The organism is Streptomyces sp. NPDC086554 (assembly GCF_040686095.1).
GTDB lineage: Bacteria > Actinomycetota > Actinomycetes > Streptomycetales > Streptomycetaceae > Streptomyces.
Window position 1 is genome coordinate 324,647 of the sequence record NZ_JBFBJK010000009.1, and the last position, 15,664, is coordinate 340,310.

Annotated in this window: 13 protein-coding genes; 5 read left to right on the forward strand and 8 right to left on the reverse strand. The window is 63.8% G+C overall.

The window, feature by feature from the left end:
* Nucleotides 1-414 precede the first annotated feature (414 nt).
* The 3 genes from AB0O76_RS17815 (at nucleotide 415) to AB0O76_RS17825 (ending at nucleotide 2,735) form a co-directional block, all read left to right on the forward strand.
* Nucleotides 415-1,311, forward strand: a complete 897-nt coding sequence (locus AB0O76_RS17815; RefSeq protein WP_365491495.1) for a hypothetical protein — start codon at nucleotides 415-417, stop codon at nucleotides 1,309-1,311.
* 754 nt (nucleotides 1,312-2,065) lie between these two features.
* Nucleotides 2,066-2,296 carry a hypothetical protein gene (locus tag AB0O76_RS17820; protein WP_365491598.1) on the forward strand — a complete coding sequence of 77 codons (231 nt, stop codon included), beginning with the start codon at nucleotides 2,066-2,068 and terminating at the stop codon, nucleotides 2,294-2,296.
* A 52-nt stretch (nucleotides 2,297-2,348) separates the two neighbouring features.
* Nucleotides 2,349-2,735: a hypothetical protein gene (locus tag AB0O76_RS17825; protein ID WP_365491497.1), complete on the forward strand. Its 387-nt coding sequence runs from the start codon at nucleotides 2,349-2,351 to the stop codon at nucleotides 2,733-2,735.
* Between the two features lie 411 nt (nucleotides 2,736-3,146).
* On the opposite strand, the gene AB0O76_RS17830 is transcribed toward AB0O76_RS17825, so the two are convergent.
* The 8 genes from AB0O76_RS17830 to AB0O76_RS17865 form a co-directional block, all read right to left on the reverse strand.
* The gene (locus AB0O76_RS17830; RefSeq protein ID WP_365491500.1) at nucleotides 3,147-3,461 is read right to left on the reverse strand and encodes a hypothetical protein; all 315 of its coding nucleotides are present in this window, start codon (nucleotides 3,459-3,461) and stop codon (nucleotides 3,147-3,149) included.
* Nucleotides 3,462-3,718: 257 nt separating this feature from the next.
* The gene (locus AB0O76_RS17835; RefSeq protein ID WP_365491503.1) at nucleotides 3,719-4,387 is read right to left on the reverse strand and encodes a hypothetical protein; all 669 of its coding nucleotides are present in this window, start codon (nucleotides 4,385-4,387) and stop codon (nucleotides 3,719-3,721) included.
* Between the two features lie 612 nt (nucleotides 4,388-4,999).
* Nucleotides 5,000-5,536 carry a transposase gene (locus tag AB0O76_RS17840; protein ID WP_365491506.1) on the reverse strand — a complete coding sequence of 179 codons (537 nt, stop codon included), beginning with the start codon at nucleotides 5,534-5,536 and terminating at the stop codon, nucleotides 5,000-5,002.
* Between the two features lie 26 nt (nucleotides 5,537-5,562).
* Nucleotides 5,563-6,072: a winged helix-turn-helix domain-containing protein gene (locus AB0O76_RS17845; RefSeq protein ID WP_365491509.1), complete on the reverse strand. Its 510-nt coding sequence runs from the start codon at nucleotides 6,070-6,072 to the stop codon at nucleotides 5,563-5,565.
* Nucleotides 6,073-6,305: 233 nt separating this feature from the next.
* Complete coding sequence (locus AB0O76_RS17850; protein WP_365491512.1) at nucleotides 6,306-10,292, reverse strand: DUF3427 domain-containing protein; 3,987 nt, start codon at nucleotides 10,290-10,292, stop codon at nucleotides 6,306-6,308.
* Nucleotides 10,285-11,337 carry an AAA family ATPase gene (locus AB0O76_RS17855; protein ID WP_365491515.1) on the reverse strand — a complete coding sequence of 351 codons (1,053 nt, stop codon included), beginning with the start codon at nucleotides 11,335-11,337 and terminating at the stop codon, nucleotides 10,285-10,287. The genes AB0O76_RS17850 and AB0O76_RS17855 overlap by 8 nt, the downstream gene beginning before the upstream one ends.
* Nucleotides 11,334-13,427 carry a hypothetical protein gene (locus tag AB0O76_RS17860; RefSeq protein ID WP_365491518.1) on the reverse strand — a complete coding sequence of 698 codons (2,094 nt, stop codon included), beginning with the start codon at nucleotides 13,425-13,427 and terminating at the stop codon, nucleotides 11,334-11,336. Before AB0O76_RS17860 ends, AB0O76_RS17855 begins: the two co-directional genes overlap by 4 nt.
* Nucleotides 13,424-14,392 carry a hypothetical protein gene (locus AB0O76_RS17865; protein WP_365491521.1) on the reverse strand — a complete coding sequence of 323 codons (969 nt, stop codon included), beginning with the start codon at nucleotides 14,390-14,392 and terminating at the stop codon, nucleotides 13,424-13,426. The genes AB0O76_RS17860 and AB0O76_RS17865 overlap by 4 nt, the downstream gene beginning before the upstream one ends.
* A 200-nt stretch (nucleotides 14,393-14,592) precedes the next feature.
* Here AB0O76_RS17865 and AB0O76_RS17870 point away from each other — a divergent pair, with 200 nt between their 5' ends.
* Both AB0O76_RS17870 and AB0O76_RS17875 read left to right on the forward strand, forming a co-directional pair.
* A complete protein-coding gene (locus AB0O76_RS17870) occupies nucleotides 14,593-14,811 on the forward strand; it encodes a hypothetical protein (RefSeq protein WP_365491524.1) in 219 nt (72 codons plus the stop codon).
* 81 nt (nucleotides 14,812-14,892) lie between these two features.
* Nucleotides 14,893-15,642 carry a hypothetical protein gene (locus tag AB0O76_RS17875; RefSeq protein ID WP_365491527.1) on the forward strand — a complete coding sequence of 250 codons (750 nt, stop codon included), beginning with the start codon at nucleotides 14,893-14,895 and terminating at the stop codon, nucleotides 15,640-15,642.
* Nucleotides 15,643-15,664 lie beyond the last annotated feature (22 nt).

Genomic DNA, 15,664 nt, shown 5'->3' on the forward strand with positions numbered 1-15,664 from the left:
GGGCAGGGTGCGCACTTGGCACACGGGATCAGGAGCGGGGTGATGAGCAGACCGACTGCGATGAGGGTCAGCTCGCGATGAGTCCCCTGCGGAGTAGTTCGCGTTGAAGGGGCGCTTGTCAGCTCTTGGCGACGGTTGCCACCGCGCAACAATGCGAGGTTGTTCGGGGCGTAGATCGGGATCGGCGCCGGTCCGGGGCGGCGAGGGGGCGCTGGCCCTTTGCTCTGGCCGCGCCCCGCAGGGTCACGTCCGCTCGTACGACATCTAACTGGACTGTGCCGGTCGTTCCGCGATCCTGGAAGCGGACGAGTCCTCCCGCAGCACTACGCACCTGCAGGCTGGTCACCGGTGCCGGCAACGTGCGACATCGCGGGAGACACGGTACAACTGGCTGTCGTATAGGGGGAGGAACTGGTGAACGTGGGTCAGGGAGCAAGTCCGTTCCGCTTTGAGGTGGTCAAGAAGTACCCGCCGCGGGGCCCTATGCATCAGTACCGCCTCGCGACGGCGACAACATTCACCTGCTGCCGATGCGGCAGAGACAAGAAATCCAAGCTGACGGTCTCCATCCACGATGAGTGGAATCTCTTGTTGTGCAACGCCTGCTACGGGCGACTCCTGTCCATCTGGGAGATCAAAGCCGGAGAACTCAGCGACTTTGAACGCCATGCCGAGCTTATTCGCCTCCTTGGCAGCCTGTCGGGGGAAGCTGAGGTCGAGCGAGCCCGCGCTGTTCTGCTGGCTCGTGATTCCCGATCCACCCTCTTGTCGGCCCCTGCGCTCACGATGTTGGCGACGGCTGCCGCAGTGGCCGATGGATTTGCCGTCAAAACGGCCACGGAACTTGACTGGTCCGCTGCCGTTATCGGCTTGTGCAAGGCCGTTGAATTGGAGGCTGTCCGGCTGATCTGCGAACCGCTGAGCACAGCCGTGTCCGGCATGGAACTGGCGGACGACCTGCGCGACCGCAGCTTTCAGCGCATGGCCCAGTACTGCAAGAGCGGGAAACCCATGGAGCTGGGCACCCTTGGCTACTTCATGCGATCCGTGGCTGGGTCCCCTCGCTCGGTAACCAGCCCAATCGCGTCAGCGATGCGTGCTCTCGCCAGCCGATGGCCTAGAGCAGACTGGCTGTTCAAAGCGGACGGCCTTCCCGAAGATGTGCGGATACTGACCAAGAACTACAGAAACCCGGCAGCACATACTGAACTGCTCTCCGAGGCCCAATACCGATCATGTGCCGAACTCGTTCAGGGAATAGACGGAGTTCTCTGGAAGGTTCTCGCAGCCGTGGATGCAACCCGGCGGTAGTCCGTTCGATAGCGCGGTGACTGCCCGCAAGGTGGGGAAATGCCGGGGTGCGCACGCAAGGTGCGCCGGCATCGTGCGGCAACCGTCAGGCGCTGGTGACATATGGAGCGGTGCAGGGTTACGTAGGTAGCGGTGGCCAAACTGGGGGTGACTTACCAGCCTCGTGCCTCTACGTCCCTTGCGCCGCCGGTACTCCCAACACCCCTCTCGGGCAGCGCAACCCCGTTCCACGGCTGGAGTTAGCATGTTGCCCGGGAGGTCTTCACCTGATCCAGCCCGTATCCTCACAGCCCCCGTCATAGGGGCTGTGGCACGTGATGGTCGCTCAGGTCCCACTCGCGTAAGCCGTCCCTAACCGCAGCCAGTCGCTCTTTGGGTACGCGATGGATGCGCGCCGACTCGCGCGACGACGAGAGCGGCGGCGTGTCCGTCAGCGCGGTGCTCGCGCAGCGTGGTAGTGGATTTCCACAGTCGGACGACCGGGTCGCTCGGCACAGTAGGGTGTGCATCCTGGCGTACGTCACCCGGCCTTCTGCGGGCGCGCTCGTCGCGGCATTGGCGGTCAGGTTCGCGGCGCGCACTAGGCCAGTGGAGTCGGCCAGCTCGTCGCCGAGGATCCGTCGTACGGAGGCGGTGCGCTGATCGGTGCTGGGGCAGGCCCCCGGCGAGCGGTTCGGGTCGTCTATCCCTGGGCGTGGATGACGAAGGCGAGCTTGGCAAGGCAGGCAGCGATGTGCGCCCTTCCCTGGCAGGCATGGAAGCCACGCTGAGCCGTAGCGAGTCGCTCAAGAAAGGTTGCAGAGGGCCGCCCAAGTGTGGAGTTAGTCTTCCCTGCCCGGAGTACCGTGCCGGACAGGGAGCCAGCCTTGCCGACGTAGTCCTTGGTGCTTACAGCGGTCAGCGGCAGTACGTCGAGGAGACGGTCGCCGCGGAGGTCACATACATGCACACGATAGACAGCGCCGTTGTTCATCGATCTCTCTGACAGAGCACACTCCGCTCCATAGGCTTGATGCATCCGAGGGATAGGGGCATGCATGTCGGACTTAGGGTTCGTGGCCGAGAGCGTCACTACGGCACTTACTGGTCTGCTGGTCAGCGACGCCTACACGACTGTACGTCCGCGACTCAGCACGGTCTTGCGGCGATCAGGACGGAGTGAGGATTTCCGGATCGAGCACCTCGACCGTCTGCGCGGGGCGGACCCGGCGGCTCTTCGTGGTGCGGTGCATGAGTTTGTCCAGCGGCTGGCGGCTTCGGACGAGCGCCTGCTGGGCGAGCTCAGGGACGCTGTGGGTGCGCCAGCGCCGACGATCCACCAGGACATCCATCACAACCGATTCCAGGGCCCGACCCAGGTTGGCGGCGGCATCCAGATCATCAACATGCGGGAGGTGGAGCCCGAGCATGAACCGGAACTCTGATGGCTCGGAGATCCACCACAACGTGTTCTACGGCCCTACCGCGATCGGTACGCAGTACGTAGAGGGCGCCCCCCAGGTATCGGCGTCCCCGAGGCTGTCGGTGCCTTCGCAAGCCTGGAGAATCGTCATGTTGGCCTGGGCGCTGTGCCCTACGGCGGCATGGGCGACACAGGCCGTTCCGGAGGGTCTCGTCAGGCTGACGGACATAGTCCATGCCTCCACGCCGTTCATATGGCTGGCCGGTGGACTCGCGCTCTGCCTTGACGCAGCGGGCTGCTTTCTGTACCGACATTGGGCTGTGGCGCAGCGGGCAATCACTGACCCTGTTACGTGGAAGCTGCGACTATGCGCCGTGGCCTTGGGAGGCATTGCTTTGGGCGGGGCCGTGTTCATGGCCGGGCATACACCTAGTTAATCGGGCGAAGAGCAGGCCACCTCTTCCCTTGCTGTCCTCACCAGTGAGCCGAGCGCCAGCGCAGGACGGCGGCGGCGCCTGGGTCGGGAGCGATGTCCTCGGCGGCCCGGAAGGCGAGCAGGTTGGGCCCCGGGGGCGAGGACGAATGAGGGCTCGGGCCTCGCCCCGGTGAGCAGGCTCGTACCGGTCTCGCCGTTGAGGGCGACCGTGCTCTCGAAGGTGTCGACGGCCATCACTTCGTCGCGGCCGAGGATGACGTCGTATCCGAGGACGGCGCCGGTGGTTCGGTTGGTCAGCAGCGGTGTGGGCACAGGGCTGCGTAGCTCGACTACAGGGTGCGTCGGTGCGGTGCCGGTGTTGGTCGCCCTGGTGTCGCCGGTCGAGGCAGGTACGCCGCGCGGGCCGTTGCCGTAGTTCGCGAGCCAGGGAAGGCACGGTTCGGGCAGCCCGGTCTCAGAGTCGGTCTCCAGCGTCTGCGTACAGCTGGCGGGTGACGTCGGTGAGATCCTCGACCAGCTCGGGAGAGACGGGCGTGTGTGCACCTCCCGCGGACGATTCGGATTTGTCGTTACGCTCGAGGGCTTGTGATTGAGTCCCGGACCTTGCGAACGAAGATAGCTCTGTTCTCCTCGGCAACTTGGATGTTGCGTTTGAAGCCTTCTAGGAACCGGGAGCTTGCGTCGTTGATCTCTTCCTGCAGCTCACCGAGAGTGGTTGCCCTACGTACCCACTCTTCCGCTTCGGCCGTAGAGTGCTCCATATTGACAACGAGCTGCTCCAACTCCTCTATGGAGTAAAGCTCTTCCAGCTTCTGTAGGTCGCCTGCGTGGTGCAGTAGCTCGTTGAGCTGCTCGAGGGGAAGGTCCGGTGAGACTTCTTGAACCCGACTTGCCTGCTCGCGCACGCGTGCAAGCGCCGACTTCATATAGTCGCCATACTTGTCCTCTTGTTCGACGTTCTCCAATGTCGCTTCAGATATTGATTGAGCTGCTTGAGACACCTCGTCGGGGCCGAGAATCTCAATGCGTTTCGCTCGCTCCAGCATGCGAGCTGTTGCTCGACTCAGTTCTGCGCGGAGCTCGATGTGTTGAGTCTCCTCTGTCGGCCGGGTCAGCTCCTTGCGGATGCGGGTGCACTCATCCCATGCATCGAGGAACCCCTCGCAGCCGGCGAGGCGTTGCTGCCGCAGCCAATGCGCCTGCTCGTTTGCGGCTTGGTCGTGTGTCTGTCCGCGCATGGCTTCGGCACTTTTGTGCGCTCCGGCTTTGGTCGCCCATACAGTGCCAGCGGCCCCCAGTATCGAACCGAGAACTCCGCTGCCTGCGGCGATCAGTGCGACTGTCCCCTCATCCACAACAGGCCATGATGCGCGACGAGTTGGGGTTATGGAGGTTGATCGCTCGTCGTGGCCGCCCTTGGTGGCGATGGAGTGCGAGTCAGCTCTGCGCCGTAGCCGAAGGCCGGGTCTGCTGCAGGGGGGGTGACACGGACGACCTGCGGATCCACGCGACCTCGGTAATTCGTGTTGAGAGGGCCGCCAAGACGATCCACCGGCAGGGCCGCGCACTGTCGGGGAGGAAGAAGTGTGGCTGCATTGTCATACCTGGCCGCTACGGTGCTGTTATGGCTGCACACTCCAAAGGTCCGAACGGTCTAGCCGCTGTCCACGTTACTGTTCACAACCCTGCGGAGATAGAGGAGCCCGATCCGCAGGCAGCCGACTATGCGCACCAGCTTTTCGCGGCCTCCGTCAGGTACGCAGACATGTCTTGGACCGAGGCGGGAGCTGAGCCGCGCTGGCTCGGCATGGACACCAGCACCTGCGTCGCAGCCATTACTGAGCTTGAACTCATGAAGTCGTTGGGGTGAGGGATAGGCCGGTTCCGGCAAGGCATCCGTCGATGAGGTGGGGCCGGTGCTGGATCTTCCTCATCCCGTGTCGGATGGTCTGGATGAGGTGTTCGGGGGTGGTGAAGGCGGTGTTGGACAGCCAGCCGCGCCGCAGCAGCGACCAGATGCCCTCGACCGGATTGAGGTCGGGTGCGTAGGAGGGCAGCTGGTAGACGGTCAGCCAGTCCTGTCGGGCGATGAACTTTCGCATCCCGTAGGCAAGATGGACGTTGAGGTTGTCCCAGACGAGCACGATCGGGCCGCCGAGCTGGGTGTGAGCGGTGATCAACAGGTCGCGGTAGTCCGTCCAGTCGAAGCTCTTGCGTCCGTTGCGCCGGCCGTCGTCACGGCGCGGCCGGTAGATCAGTCTCGAGCGTTCGCCCGGCTTGTGGCAGGCCAGGGCGGCGATCGAGATGCGGCGACGGGAGCGGCCGCGGACCCGGATCACGGGTGTCTGCCCGCGCCTGGCCCAGGTGCGGGCGACCGGCGGCGTCATCGAGAAGCCGGACTCGTCCTCGAAGACTATCCAAGCGTCGAGCGCCGCCGTGGCCCTTCCACCTGTGGCCAGGTCTCCTTCACCCAGCCGGTGACCTTCTCCTCGTCGCGTTCGACGGCCCGTCTGGCCGGCACCTGGCAGGAGAAGCCGTGCCGGATCAGCAGCTTCCGCACGCCTTGCAGGGTGTAACTCTTGTGGAAGCGACGGCCGATCACGGTCTTGACCCTCGAGAGTGTCCACCGCTGATCCGGCCAGCCGTGCGCGACCGGCCCCTTCACCAGCTCCGCTTCCAGCTGGGTGAACTGGGCCTCGCTGAGCCTGGGCAGAGAAGCAGGTCCTGCGGACCGCAGAGCCCGCGGGCCACCCTTGTCCCATAACCGACGCCACCGCTGGACCGAACGGACGCCGACCCGTAAGTCCTTCGCGATCGCCGAGCTCGACTTGCCCTGGGCGAACCGCTCGGCGGCCACCATACGGATGCCCTCGCGGAACTGTCGGCGTTCGTCCGACAGACCGCCACCCTGCGCGTACCTCATGCCAACGGAGTACCTCGAGGATCAAGCCCTGTCAGCACCAACGACAACCCGAGTTCAAGCTCAGTAGGAAGCGGCGAGGCGCACGAGCCGGGTCGGGCATTTCAACATGCTGTCCGAGGGGAGGGGTTCTGGGGAGCAAACTGCCTTGATGGGCTAGTCGCGTGTCCTTGCGTCCGCATTCGGTGCCCACACCGAGGGGACTGACCATGAAGAGCAGGCCCCTCGGGTAATTGTCAAGAGATGCCAGCATATGACCAGACGTCTGCTGGAAGTTCGTGGCTAAGCTTCCATGTGATGGCCATCGGCTGGCTGCCTGTGTGTTGGACGTATTCGGCAGGGCCGAGAAGTGTCCATGGCTGAGATCTGCCGATGTCATTGCTCTTGTACTGGCGGATGAAGAGCAGCACGCTGCTGCCCATGTCGATGTGATTCTGGTATCGAATTCCCGTGCTCGAGGTTTCGGAGGTCGCGTTCTGAGACTCCCAGTGAAAGAGCGTTCTGGTCAGTGCATAGTCTCGAAAACGACTCCGGGGCGAGAAGTCCCCCTTATTCCTCTCTAGCGTGATGAGTAACATGTCGGTACTGACGGACTTGCACCAGTGAACTCCCTGAGCGAAGTTGCCTGGCATGGGGCCGTCGATCTGAACCTGCCCGAGTGCAGACAGGATTTCTTCACGGCTGTAGGAGGCGTGGATGTTGAGCGGGATATCCTGTCCCCCGTTGATTCCGAGTCGAGGGGTCGTGATACGCGCAGTGTGGCTCGTGTTGTACGCCAGGATCTGGCGTAGTTCACTTCGTACCGCAGGCTGCTGACGTAGTTCTGTGAAGGCTTGCTCGTAATTAGTGAAGCGTTCGTTGGGTGGTCCGCCGAGTGGCCAGAGTTGGAAGAAGAGCATGCGGGCGTACGCCTGGTCTCTCTCGTTCAGATCGCTGTAGCGGGGCGCGTCGTCTGCCAGCATGCGTGTGTATGCGTCTGAGCGGTACGGGTCGTCCACATGGAGAAAGGCGGCCAAACGCCGGAGAAGCGCACCCTCTCTTTCTGTTCCCTCACTCTTGAGAAGGCCGGAACGGCGGAGCAGGCTGGTCCAGGAGTTGGTGTTGCCGCGGTAGAGCTCACTTAGCTCCCGCCCACTTTCTTTCAGGTAGGGGTCGAGTTCGAGTTCTCCGTATCGGGCGACTTCGTGGGTGAGTCTGGTGATGCTTCCTCCCATCTGCTCTTTGACGTTGTCGACGATGATCCTCTTGGCCTTCGCGTCAAGGCTGATCTGGCACCCGGTGGGGAGGTGGGGGAAGTTGCGCTCCACCTGGTCGATTAGATGCTTTCCAGTAGAATTCGTTAGTGCGCGGAACTGCTGATCGAAACGGAATTCCTTGCTGGGTTGTCCGATGAAATCGAGCACGGTTAGAACGGATTTACCTGGCGAGAGGCGTAGACCGGTACCGATATCCTGGAGGAACCTTGTTGTGCTGCGATACGGGCGCAGGAAGAGGAGGGTGTCCACCTCAGGGATACTGATACCTCCGCTGAATAGGTCGACGCAGAAGATGATCTGCAACTCCCCGTCCTTGAGCTGAAAAATAGCATGCTGGCGTTGAGCTAGAGGAGTCTCAGCGGTCAGGGCTATGGCATTGAAGCCAGCATGGCGAAAGAACTCGGCCATGAAACGGGCATGCCTCACTGACATGCAGAAGGCCAGGGCTCGCATGCTAGTTGGGTCGGCGACCTTCTCCAGGACAGCTTCGATGATAATCCGCGCTCGCGCGTCGCTGTCGGAAATCATGGCGCTCAGCTCTGCGGGATCGTACGCTCCCTGATGCCATGCCACTGCCTGCAAGTCAGTGCCATCCGAGATGCCGAAGTAGTGGATAGGGCAGACCATTCCATTTTCCAACGCTTCCCACAACCGCATCTCTGCAGCGATGCGGCCATCAAAGAACTGGTCATGGACGTTCATTCCGTCTGCCCGTTCCGGTGTTGCGGTGAGACCGAGTAGCTCCATTGGCTCGAAATGATCCAAGATCTTCCGATACGTCGGAGAAGTCGCATGATGGAACTCGTCGATAACGATCACATCGAAGTGGTCGGGTGCGAGGTCGTCCAAGGACCGGGCGGTGAGGGACTGCACGCTAGCGAACACGTGAGTCCAGTCGCGCGGGATCATGCCGCTGTGCAGGGACTCTCCGAAGTGCGCATCCCCCAGTACCTCTTGATACACGCGTACTGATTGATGAAGGATCTCCGCGCTGCTCGCGATGAAGAGGAGGCGCAGGTCCCGCTGGTGCTTCTGCCGCAGATGCTGGTAATCGAGGGCGGCCATGACGGTCTTACCGGTGCCGGTTGCGGCGACGAGCAGGTTGCGATGACGGCCGTGGATGTCGCGTTCGGCATTCAGGCGCTCAAGCATGTCGCGCTGCATGGCCCTGGCTTTGATCTCTACTGTTGCGTCAGCCTGTCGGCCGTCGGGGGCAACTGCCGTGTCTGGTAGTCGCTTTGAGCCTCTGCTGAGCGCGGCAAGGGGTGAGGACTGTGGACCATCGTCTGCCTCCTCATTATGGAGCAGCCCGGCCTGGGGACTGGCCTGCCTATTGGCGCCGGAGTTGGGTTCGGTGAGCTCGACACCTAGCAGGCGGGCGGTGGCCGCAGCCGCTTGAGCGATGGGCTGTAGCCCGGCAGGAAGACGCACCTGGCTTTCGGGTGAACTCAATGTGGCGGTGATGCCGTGCGGGGCCTGCGGGTGGGCTGCGAGATGGTCGGTGAGGGCGAAGTAGGCATCCCATGCCTGGTCACGGTTAAGGAGTCCGCGAAGATGTGAGGCCGCGGCTGGGTGGAAGCGGTACACGATGTCCGAGGCGCCGTGCCGGGTCGCGGTGAGCAGGCCAGCGGTGAGGAATTCTGCGGTGTCAGCCAGGGTGGCCTCGGGCACCATGCGTTCGCGGAGGACATCGAGAATGGGGATGGTGAACGCGTCGAGGGACGCGGCAGCGATCGCCAGGCGGGCGGCGGGGGAGTCCGCTTCATCCGTGAAGGCTGATGCGGCGGTGGTGAATTGAGCATCGGCTGCTGTCGTAGAGGGGGCGGCTGCAGTGACTAGCCGCTCGCGGCCTCGGGGAGGCATGCGCCCCGAGGCCGGAATGAGGACGGCCTCGCAGCCCTTGGGGTCGGTACGCATCAGGGTGTGCGCCCACGCGAGCATCTGGTCGGGGGCGAACCCCATCACGGGTAGTGCCTGCCAAGGCTGCGTGCCTGGGTCTTCGTATTGAAGAAGACGGGGGCGTCCGTAAGCGAGGAGGTGGCCGGGGCATGCAGGGGTGGGAGCGGTAGCAGTCGTTCGGGGCAGGTCGAGGCCAGAGCGTTGCCAGAGGCGTTTCGGAAGCGGGTTAATTAGGGCAATAGGAGCCGTGCGGCCCCATGTATGGAGGGTCTGCCAAAGGGCGTTCTGGCGCCAGGCAGGAGCCGCACAGTCGGAGACGACTAGGACGAGGCGGTGAGCGGGCTGGTTCTGGCGGGCGTCGGATGGGTCCATGGGTAGAGCGCGGCCGCAGTGGTCGCGGAGTATCGGTGTGGCATTCGTTGGATGCTCGAGATGCCAGATGTGGACGTCGCGGAAGGCTGACAGCGAGTGCAGCACCTTGGCGAGGGAACGCACGGTCTCGTCCCAGACCGTCATGGCCGTGCCGCGGTCCTGGACCACGACGACGTCGAGCCACGGTTCCGGCGCTGGAGCCAGGCGCGGAACCAGCATGCCGGTACGGGTGTAGTGATCGACAGTGGCCGCTATGTCCAGACGCCGGTGGACCCGCGACGGCCGGAGGTGGCGCAACGGGCGCAGGGCGCGGGCGATTTCGAGAGCGTTTGGCAGGGCGGAGACGCGGCCAATACTCAGGGCCTTGCCCGGAATCGTATGGGCGCTGCCGTCGTCGCTCAGCCAGACCGAGGCGCTTCCTGGGGTATCGCTGTCCAGGCCGGTTTCGGGAAGCAGCAAGGGAGTGGGGCTGTCGGTCTTCGCTCCGGGCAAAGAGGATTGGTCAACCGGAGCTTCAGTGGCGTCTGGGAGCGAATCGTTGTCGCTGTTGGCAGGCAGGCTGGTGCGGGATTTGGCGGCGGCGAGGAGGAGGGCGTCAAGGAGGCTTGTGACGTCCCCGACTTCGCTGTCGACCTTGTCATTGAGGTGAGCGAGGGCCAGGGCTGCCAACACCTGCTTGGCTCCGTCGTCATGCACGCCCAAGTCCCTGAAGCAGTAGTTCTTGCAGCCGCATCCTCTGCGCCTCGTCCTGGACGTGATTACCGCGCAGGAGATGGACGGCGCTCAGTAGTTGGTCGACGGCTAGGCTCTCGCCACGGTTCAGCCTGTCCACGAACGCGTCCACCATGGTCTTCGTGGTGTCATCATCGACCGTCTCCAAGTGAGCCTCGACGATCTGGGTGAGGGTCGAGGCGGTGAGCATGGGCATGTTGAATCGGACGCAGCGGCGGAGAAACGGGGCGGGAAAGTCGCGTTCGCCGTTGCTGGTGAGCACGATGACTGGAAACTCTTGGCACTCCACCAGACCGTTGTGGAGTTCGTGGCTGATGCCTGGCTCGACGGTGCGGACGGTGACTCGGCTCCTGGAGTGGCGGGCAAGTTCGGGAATCTCGAAGTGGCCGCGTTCCAGAATGTCGAGGAGATCGCTCGGTAGGTCGAGATCGCTCTTGTCGATCTCGTCGATCAACAGAGCGCGGGGGGTGCTCCCAGGCAGCAGTGCGGTGCCGAGCGGACCGAGTTGGATGAAGTCCCCAATGTCGTCGCGGGTGGCCCGGGCGGCCCGGGCGGCGAGAGTGGTGCGGGCAGAGCGGCGCGGAGCCCGACCAGTTCCTGAAGCACCGGGGTGGTCGATGGCACGGACGTTATGAGCGTGAATGCGCCCCAGGGCGTCGTACCGGTAGAGGGCGTCGGTGAGAGCGCTCCGGGAGGTGATGTGCCAGCGCAGCACACTTCCGAGGCGGAGTTCAGCGGCGATCTGCTCGATAACCGTGGACTTTCCCGAGCCCGCCGGGCCGGTCAGCAGCAGAGGGCGGCGTAGGTAGAGCGCTGCATTGACCGCCTCGACCAAACCGGGGTCCGGTTGGTACGTGCCAGCCGGGGACGGCAGCAGTGCCTTCCAGGTTTGTCCGTTTGTTCCGCTGTGGTCTCTGTTTGCGGGCGCACGCCAAGGAGGTGGGGCAGGAAGCGTCGGAGACAGCTCGGGGACGGTTCCCGTACCCGTGTAGTACGGCGTCCAGTTCATGCTTGCTCCTTCGGCGTCACGTCTTGTGGGGCCACGACTGCACGGCCTGCGCGTCTCTGGCAGAAGGTTTGCCAGTGTTCGTCGTGCCATGTTGCGCGGATGTCGGCCAGAGAGCTGGGGACACCTGCGTCGTGGTATCCGGCCAGCCGCCCTTGGAAAGCGAGGGCAAGCTTCTCCGGCAGCGAGTCCCAGTGTTCTGCGACTGCCGCGTGAAGCGTCCGGGTGTCCGCGACGTCCTTGTGCCGGGGCCAGATCAGGGCTGGTGTGTGGATGAGGAGTTCCTCCATCATGAGGTCGAAGTCGTTGTCCGGCAGGGTGCTCACTCCCCAGACGCAGGCGCCCGTGCGACGGTGGCCGAGTAGTTCCTGCAAAGTCTTGAAGCTCCGCAGATGGTCACTGCTGAGCCATGACGGGCCTTTATGGGGCGACGACTGGAGGGATGACAGAAGTTGCCTGCCGGTGTGCAGCATGTCGTCGAGACGTATACCGGGTGGGGGCGTCAGCAGGCCGGACCAGCGGGTGGTGACGTCGTAGTCGACGCCCAGCATGCGTCTGCCGCGTACCACTCGCCACTCCTCCGGCGGGGCATCCAGCAGCCAGAGCGTAGGAACCGACAGGTCGATCGGTACCAGCTGCTCGCCCGCCGCGTTTAGCCAGAGGAGCGCCCACCCAACTGCCTTGTCCAGCGTCGATTCCAGGGCATCCGAACCACGGCCACACGGGAACGTCCTGGCGTGCACCACAGCCGAACCGAACAGTAGCGACGCGTCTACGCGGATGATCTCTTCACCGCCGTCGTCGGCGGCCACAAGGACTAGACGGGGTGTCTCGTGGGCGAGGTCGGTGTGCCGACCATTCAGCGCAGCGCTGACACCCAGATTGCTCGCCCAAGCCGCCAACTGCTCCGGGAGATTGGCCCGCGGGCACATCAGGTGAGTGAGAGCAGCGACGAAGTGGGCCAAGGCTCGGAAACGACGATGGGGGTCGGCCGCCGATTCCAGGAGGACAGCATGCTCCACGAGGTCACGGAGGGAAGGACATGGCATCCGGGTCACGACCTCAAGCGGAAAGGGCGTACGTGCCGCCGCTTTGCGGAGTAGGTCGTCGGTCAAGGAGCGACCGAAGGATTCTTCCAGGGCCTTCACGGTGGATTGACAGATGCGGAGATCGTCCTGGAACCACAGGACACGTCGGACGGCGGGGTGGCTTCGACGCCCCGCCTCCAACTGGTCCAGCCAGTCTGCCAGCTGCTCCTGGGTGTTGACGCTTCCAGTCTCATCTAGCGGGCCAAGCACCTTGCGCATCCGCTCATGAGCCAGCGAACCGATGGAGCTCGCCGCACGCCGCGTGACGCTCCCGACGTTGTGGGACAGCCAGAGGGATCCACCGGGCAGAGGAGTGCCGTTGAAACTGCAGCCACTTGGCTCTTGGGTGGTGATCCGGCTGCGCAGTTCCTTGATCAGTCGATCGTCTAGTTCCAGCAGGTCTCCGGCATCCGGCAGCCCACTCTCCATCAAGGTGGCGAGTTGGCTGCTCAAGTTCATGTCCCTGGCCGGCAGGTGGGCGGAGGCGGCGAACAGAAGAGATAGGCGGAGGTTTCCTTGCTGAAGGCCAGCCGTCACGGCCTGCGCGCTCGGCAACGCGCCAGCGGCATAGCAGGTGTCGACGATCGCGATCAGACCGTTGATCCCTGGCTCGTTCGCGACCGTGCCGATCGCAGAGGCCACGTCCAATTGCCGTATAGCTCCGTCCCTCATGCTCCCAGTGGTGACGAAATGCATCGGGCCGCCGTAGCCGCCCATTCCGTGGCCTATCAGGGCCAGGATGAGAGGGCCGCCGTCCTCCTTTGCCTTGTCAGCTGCGACGGCGAGTGCTGTCTCGACGCGTCCCTTGCCCAGGGCGGTGCCTACGAGCAGCGAACCGGTTTCACCCTCGCCACGGCCGAGGCAGGCGCCGAGATCTGGGTCGACCAGGGCTTTGTGGAGGTGGCGAGCGGCGCCTTCTAGGCCCTGCAAGTTCTCGGAGCCATGGCATTGGGCGCCGACGACCAGCACATGGCGAGGAGGCGCTGGCGTGGAGAGAGCTGTCACGGGAGAAGTGCCTCCACGATGGGGTCGGCCACCTGGGCGTGCTCCAGATACTTGGTGGCCGTGTGCGTCCATACCCCAGAAGACTTCACAGCGGTGGTCTCTGCCTTCACACCGCTACTGCTCGGCGCGATCCAGTTCGCCAGTCGTGGGCGGCCGACGATGACATCGTTTCGGTCCCAGAAGTTGAGCCACGTCGCCACGTTCTCCGGGCAAGATGGTGGTTGCGGCACCAGTCGCTGCAGGACGATGCCGCCGAGCGCGAGAGGGGAACCAAGCGTTACCCAAAGGGCGACTTGGCCCTCGTACTCGTGCAGCGCTTCGTAGGCGACGACCGTGCCGAGAGAGTGGGCGACGAAGACGAGTGGACGGGTGGGATCAAGTCTCTCCAGCACTCGAGAGCGAATGGCGCTGCCGAGGGCAGCCTTATGGCCACGCCGGTTCAAGTACCTGGCAACTTGCGCGAGATGCAGTGCGAAGGATTGGCCATTCAGCCACTGCGCTGTCTGGCGAAGACCAGGGAGCTGCAGAAGAGCTGTGGTTACCCATACCAACTGCCGCCCGAACTCCCCAGGCCCTTGAGCCTGGCTGCCGGACGCGAGTGCATCGAGGTGGTGTCGAGCCTGTCCGATGACGCGAGCGTCCTGCGTGCCGTTCCCTGGCGGAAACTGCTCGGCAAGTTCATCAAGCATTGCGTCTAGCAGATCGGCAAGCAGCCGCTCGTCGTCCGGCTCCAACTCGTTTACATGCGTCCCTCCTTGGGTCCCCTTGGGGGTGAGGAACTCGCTGTAGTCGGCGAATGTCACGTCTGCCAGCCAGCCTTGAGTGAGTGCCGAGATCCGCTCTGCATGACCAGACAGCCGGGCGCCGGTGGCCAGCGCCTGGAGCCACAGCTGTTGATCGTTCGCTGCGTTCCGGAGCCCGCCGATGCCATGTACGAAAACGAGTTGAGGCTTTGCCGTTGTCACTAGGACTCTCCCCCCTGCACATCCTTATGAAGGTCATCCTGCCTCGTAAGAGCCTGGTGCGGTACACGAACACTGACGCGGCGGGTGCGCGGCTGTCGGAAAATCGTTGAGGGGCGGCGAGGCCGACCACACCCACCCCCGAACCCGACCCCTGCCCGCCGGCCTCGTCCCCAACGACCAGCCGAGGTGCCCGTCCCGCCTTGCCGCAGGGAGGACGCATCGGCGACCACACCGACGCCGATCTGCTGACCCTGGCCAGCTGGCTGCTGAGCGACGGATACCAACTCGATCGCGACACGCGCATCGGCCAGGCCCTCACCGAGCTGGGCTTCAAACGGTGCGGCCGCATCCTCACCGAGCGCCTCACTCACGCCTTCGAACAGGCCCAGCACACGACAGACAGGGAACAGAAGCGATGAAACCCCTCGACATCCTCACCTTCGAGCATCGCCCGCCTCATCGTCGACATATACGGCCCCTTCGAACGCCGCGGTTACCAGGTGGAACAGCTCCTGCGACGTGCAGCCTGGCCAACGCCCGCCGAGTACGACGGCTCCCCCCGCATCGGCTGGCTCACTGAGATCTTGGCCGGCACCGATAACCATGGCGCCGTCAGCAGATTGCTGTGCCGCATCTGCGACCCGCTCGAATACGACGACGGCCCGTCCTCCGCCGACCTCATCCGCCAGGAGCTGAACAGCCTCCTCGCCGCCGAGGGACTCGCCGTCACCTACGTCGCCCACCGCCCTGTCATGGGCGAACTCAGCACCGACGGCGACAGCACAGTTTTCTCTGTCCCTGAGGGCCTCGAAGAACGCATCCGCCCCCTAGTCAGCAGCGACGAGTTCTTGCAACAGCTCATGGCGCGGGTCACCGAGACCCAGATCTGCGAGCAGCACGGGGCTTACGGCATGGCACTCATTGGCATTGGCAGCTTCACCGAGGCCCTCCTCCTCGACGTACTCATCTACCGAGATCCCGCCCTACAGCAAGGCTTTCCACAGGGAGGAAAGTGTGTTGCACCTGAGCGAGCCAGCTTCGCCCTGCTCCTGGATACCGCCCGCATCCGCGGGTGGATCCAGATGGACGCCCACGACTTCATGGCGATCGTCCGCGAGTATCGAAACTTCGTCCACCTGCGCAAGCAGAGAGAAGGCGGCGTGATTCCCGACCGTGATGTCGACGGTCAAGTTTTTCCTCATCTGGGGTGGTTTGAGCGCCAAGTAATTCTCCATCCGGAATTCTCCTAATTGGCCATGGGTACGGCGGCGT

What these genes read in the sequence shown, in the direction of transcription:
- AB0O76_RS17845 (WP_365491509.1), bottom strand. Translation starts at nt 6,072, where the DNA reads ATGAGGTACGCGCAGGGTGGCGGTCTGTCGGACGAACGCCGACAGTTC.
- AB0O76_RS17840 (WP_365491506.1), bottom strand. Translation starts at nt 5,536, where the DNA reads ATGACGCCGCCGGTCGCCCGCACCTGGGCCAGGCGCGGGCAGACACCC.
- AB0O76_RS17855 (WP_365491515.1), bottom strand. Translation starts at nt 11,337, where the DNA reads ATGAACTGGACGCCGTACTACACGGGTACGGGAACCGTCCCCGAGCTG.
- AB0O76_RS17820 (WP_365491598.1), top strand. Translation starts at nt 2,066, where the DNA reads ATGGAAGCCACGCTGAGCCGTAGCGAGTCGCTCAAGAAAGGTTGCAGA.
- AB0O76_RS17835 (WP_365491503.1), bottom strand. Translation starts at nt 4,387, where the DNA reads ATGCGCGGACAGACACACGACCAAGCCGCAAACGAGCAGGCGCATTGG.
- AB0O76_RS17825 (WP_365491497.1), top strand. Translation starts at nt 2,349, where the DNA reads ATGTCGGACTTAGGGTTCGTGGCCGAGAGCGTCACTACGGCACTTACT.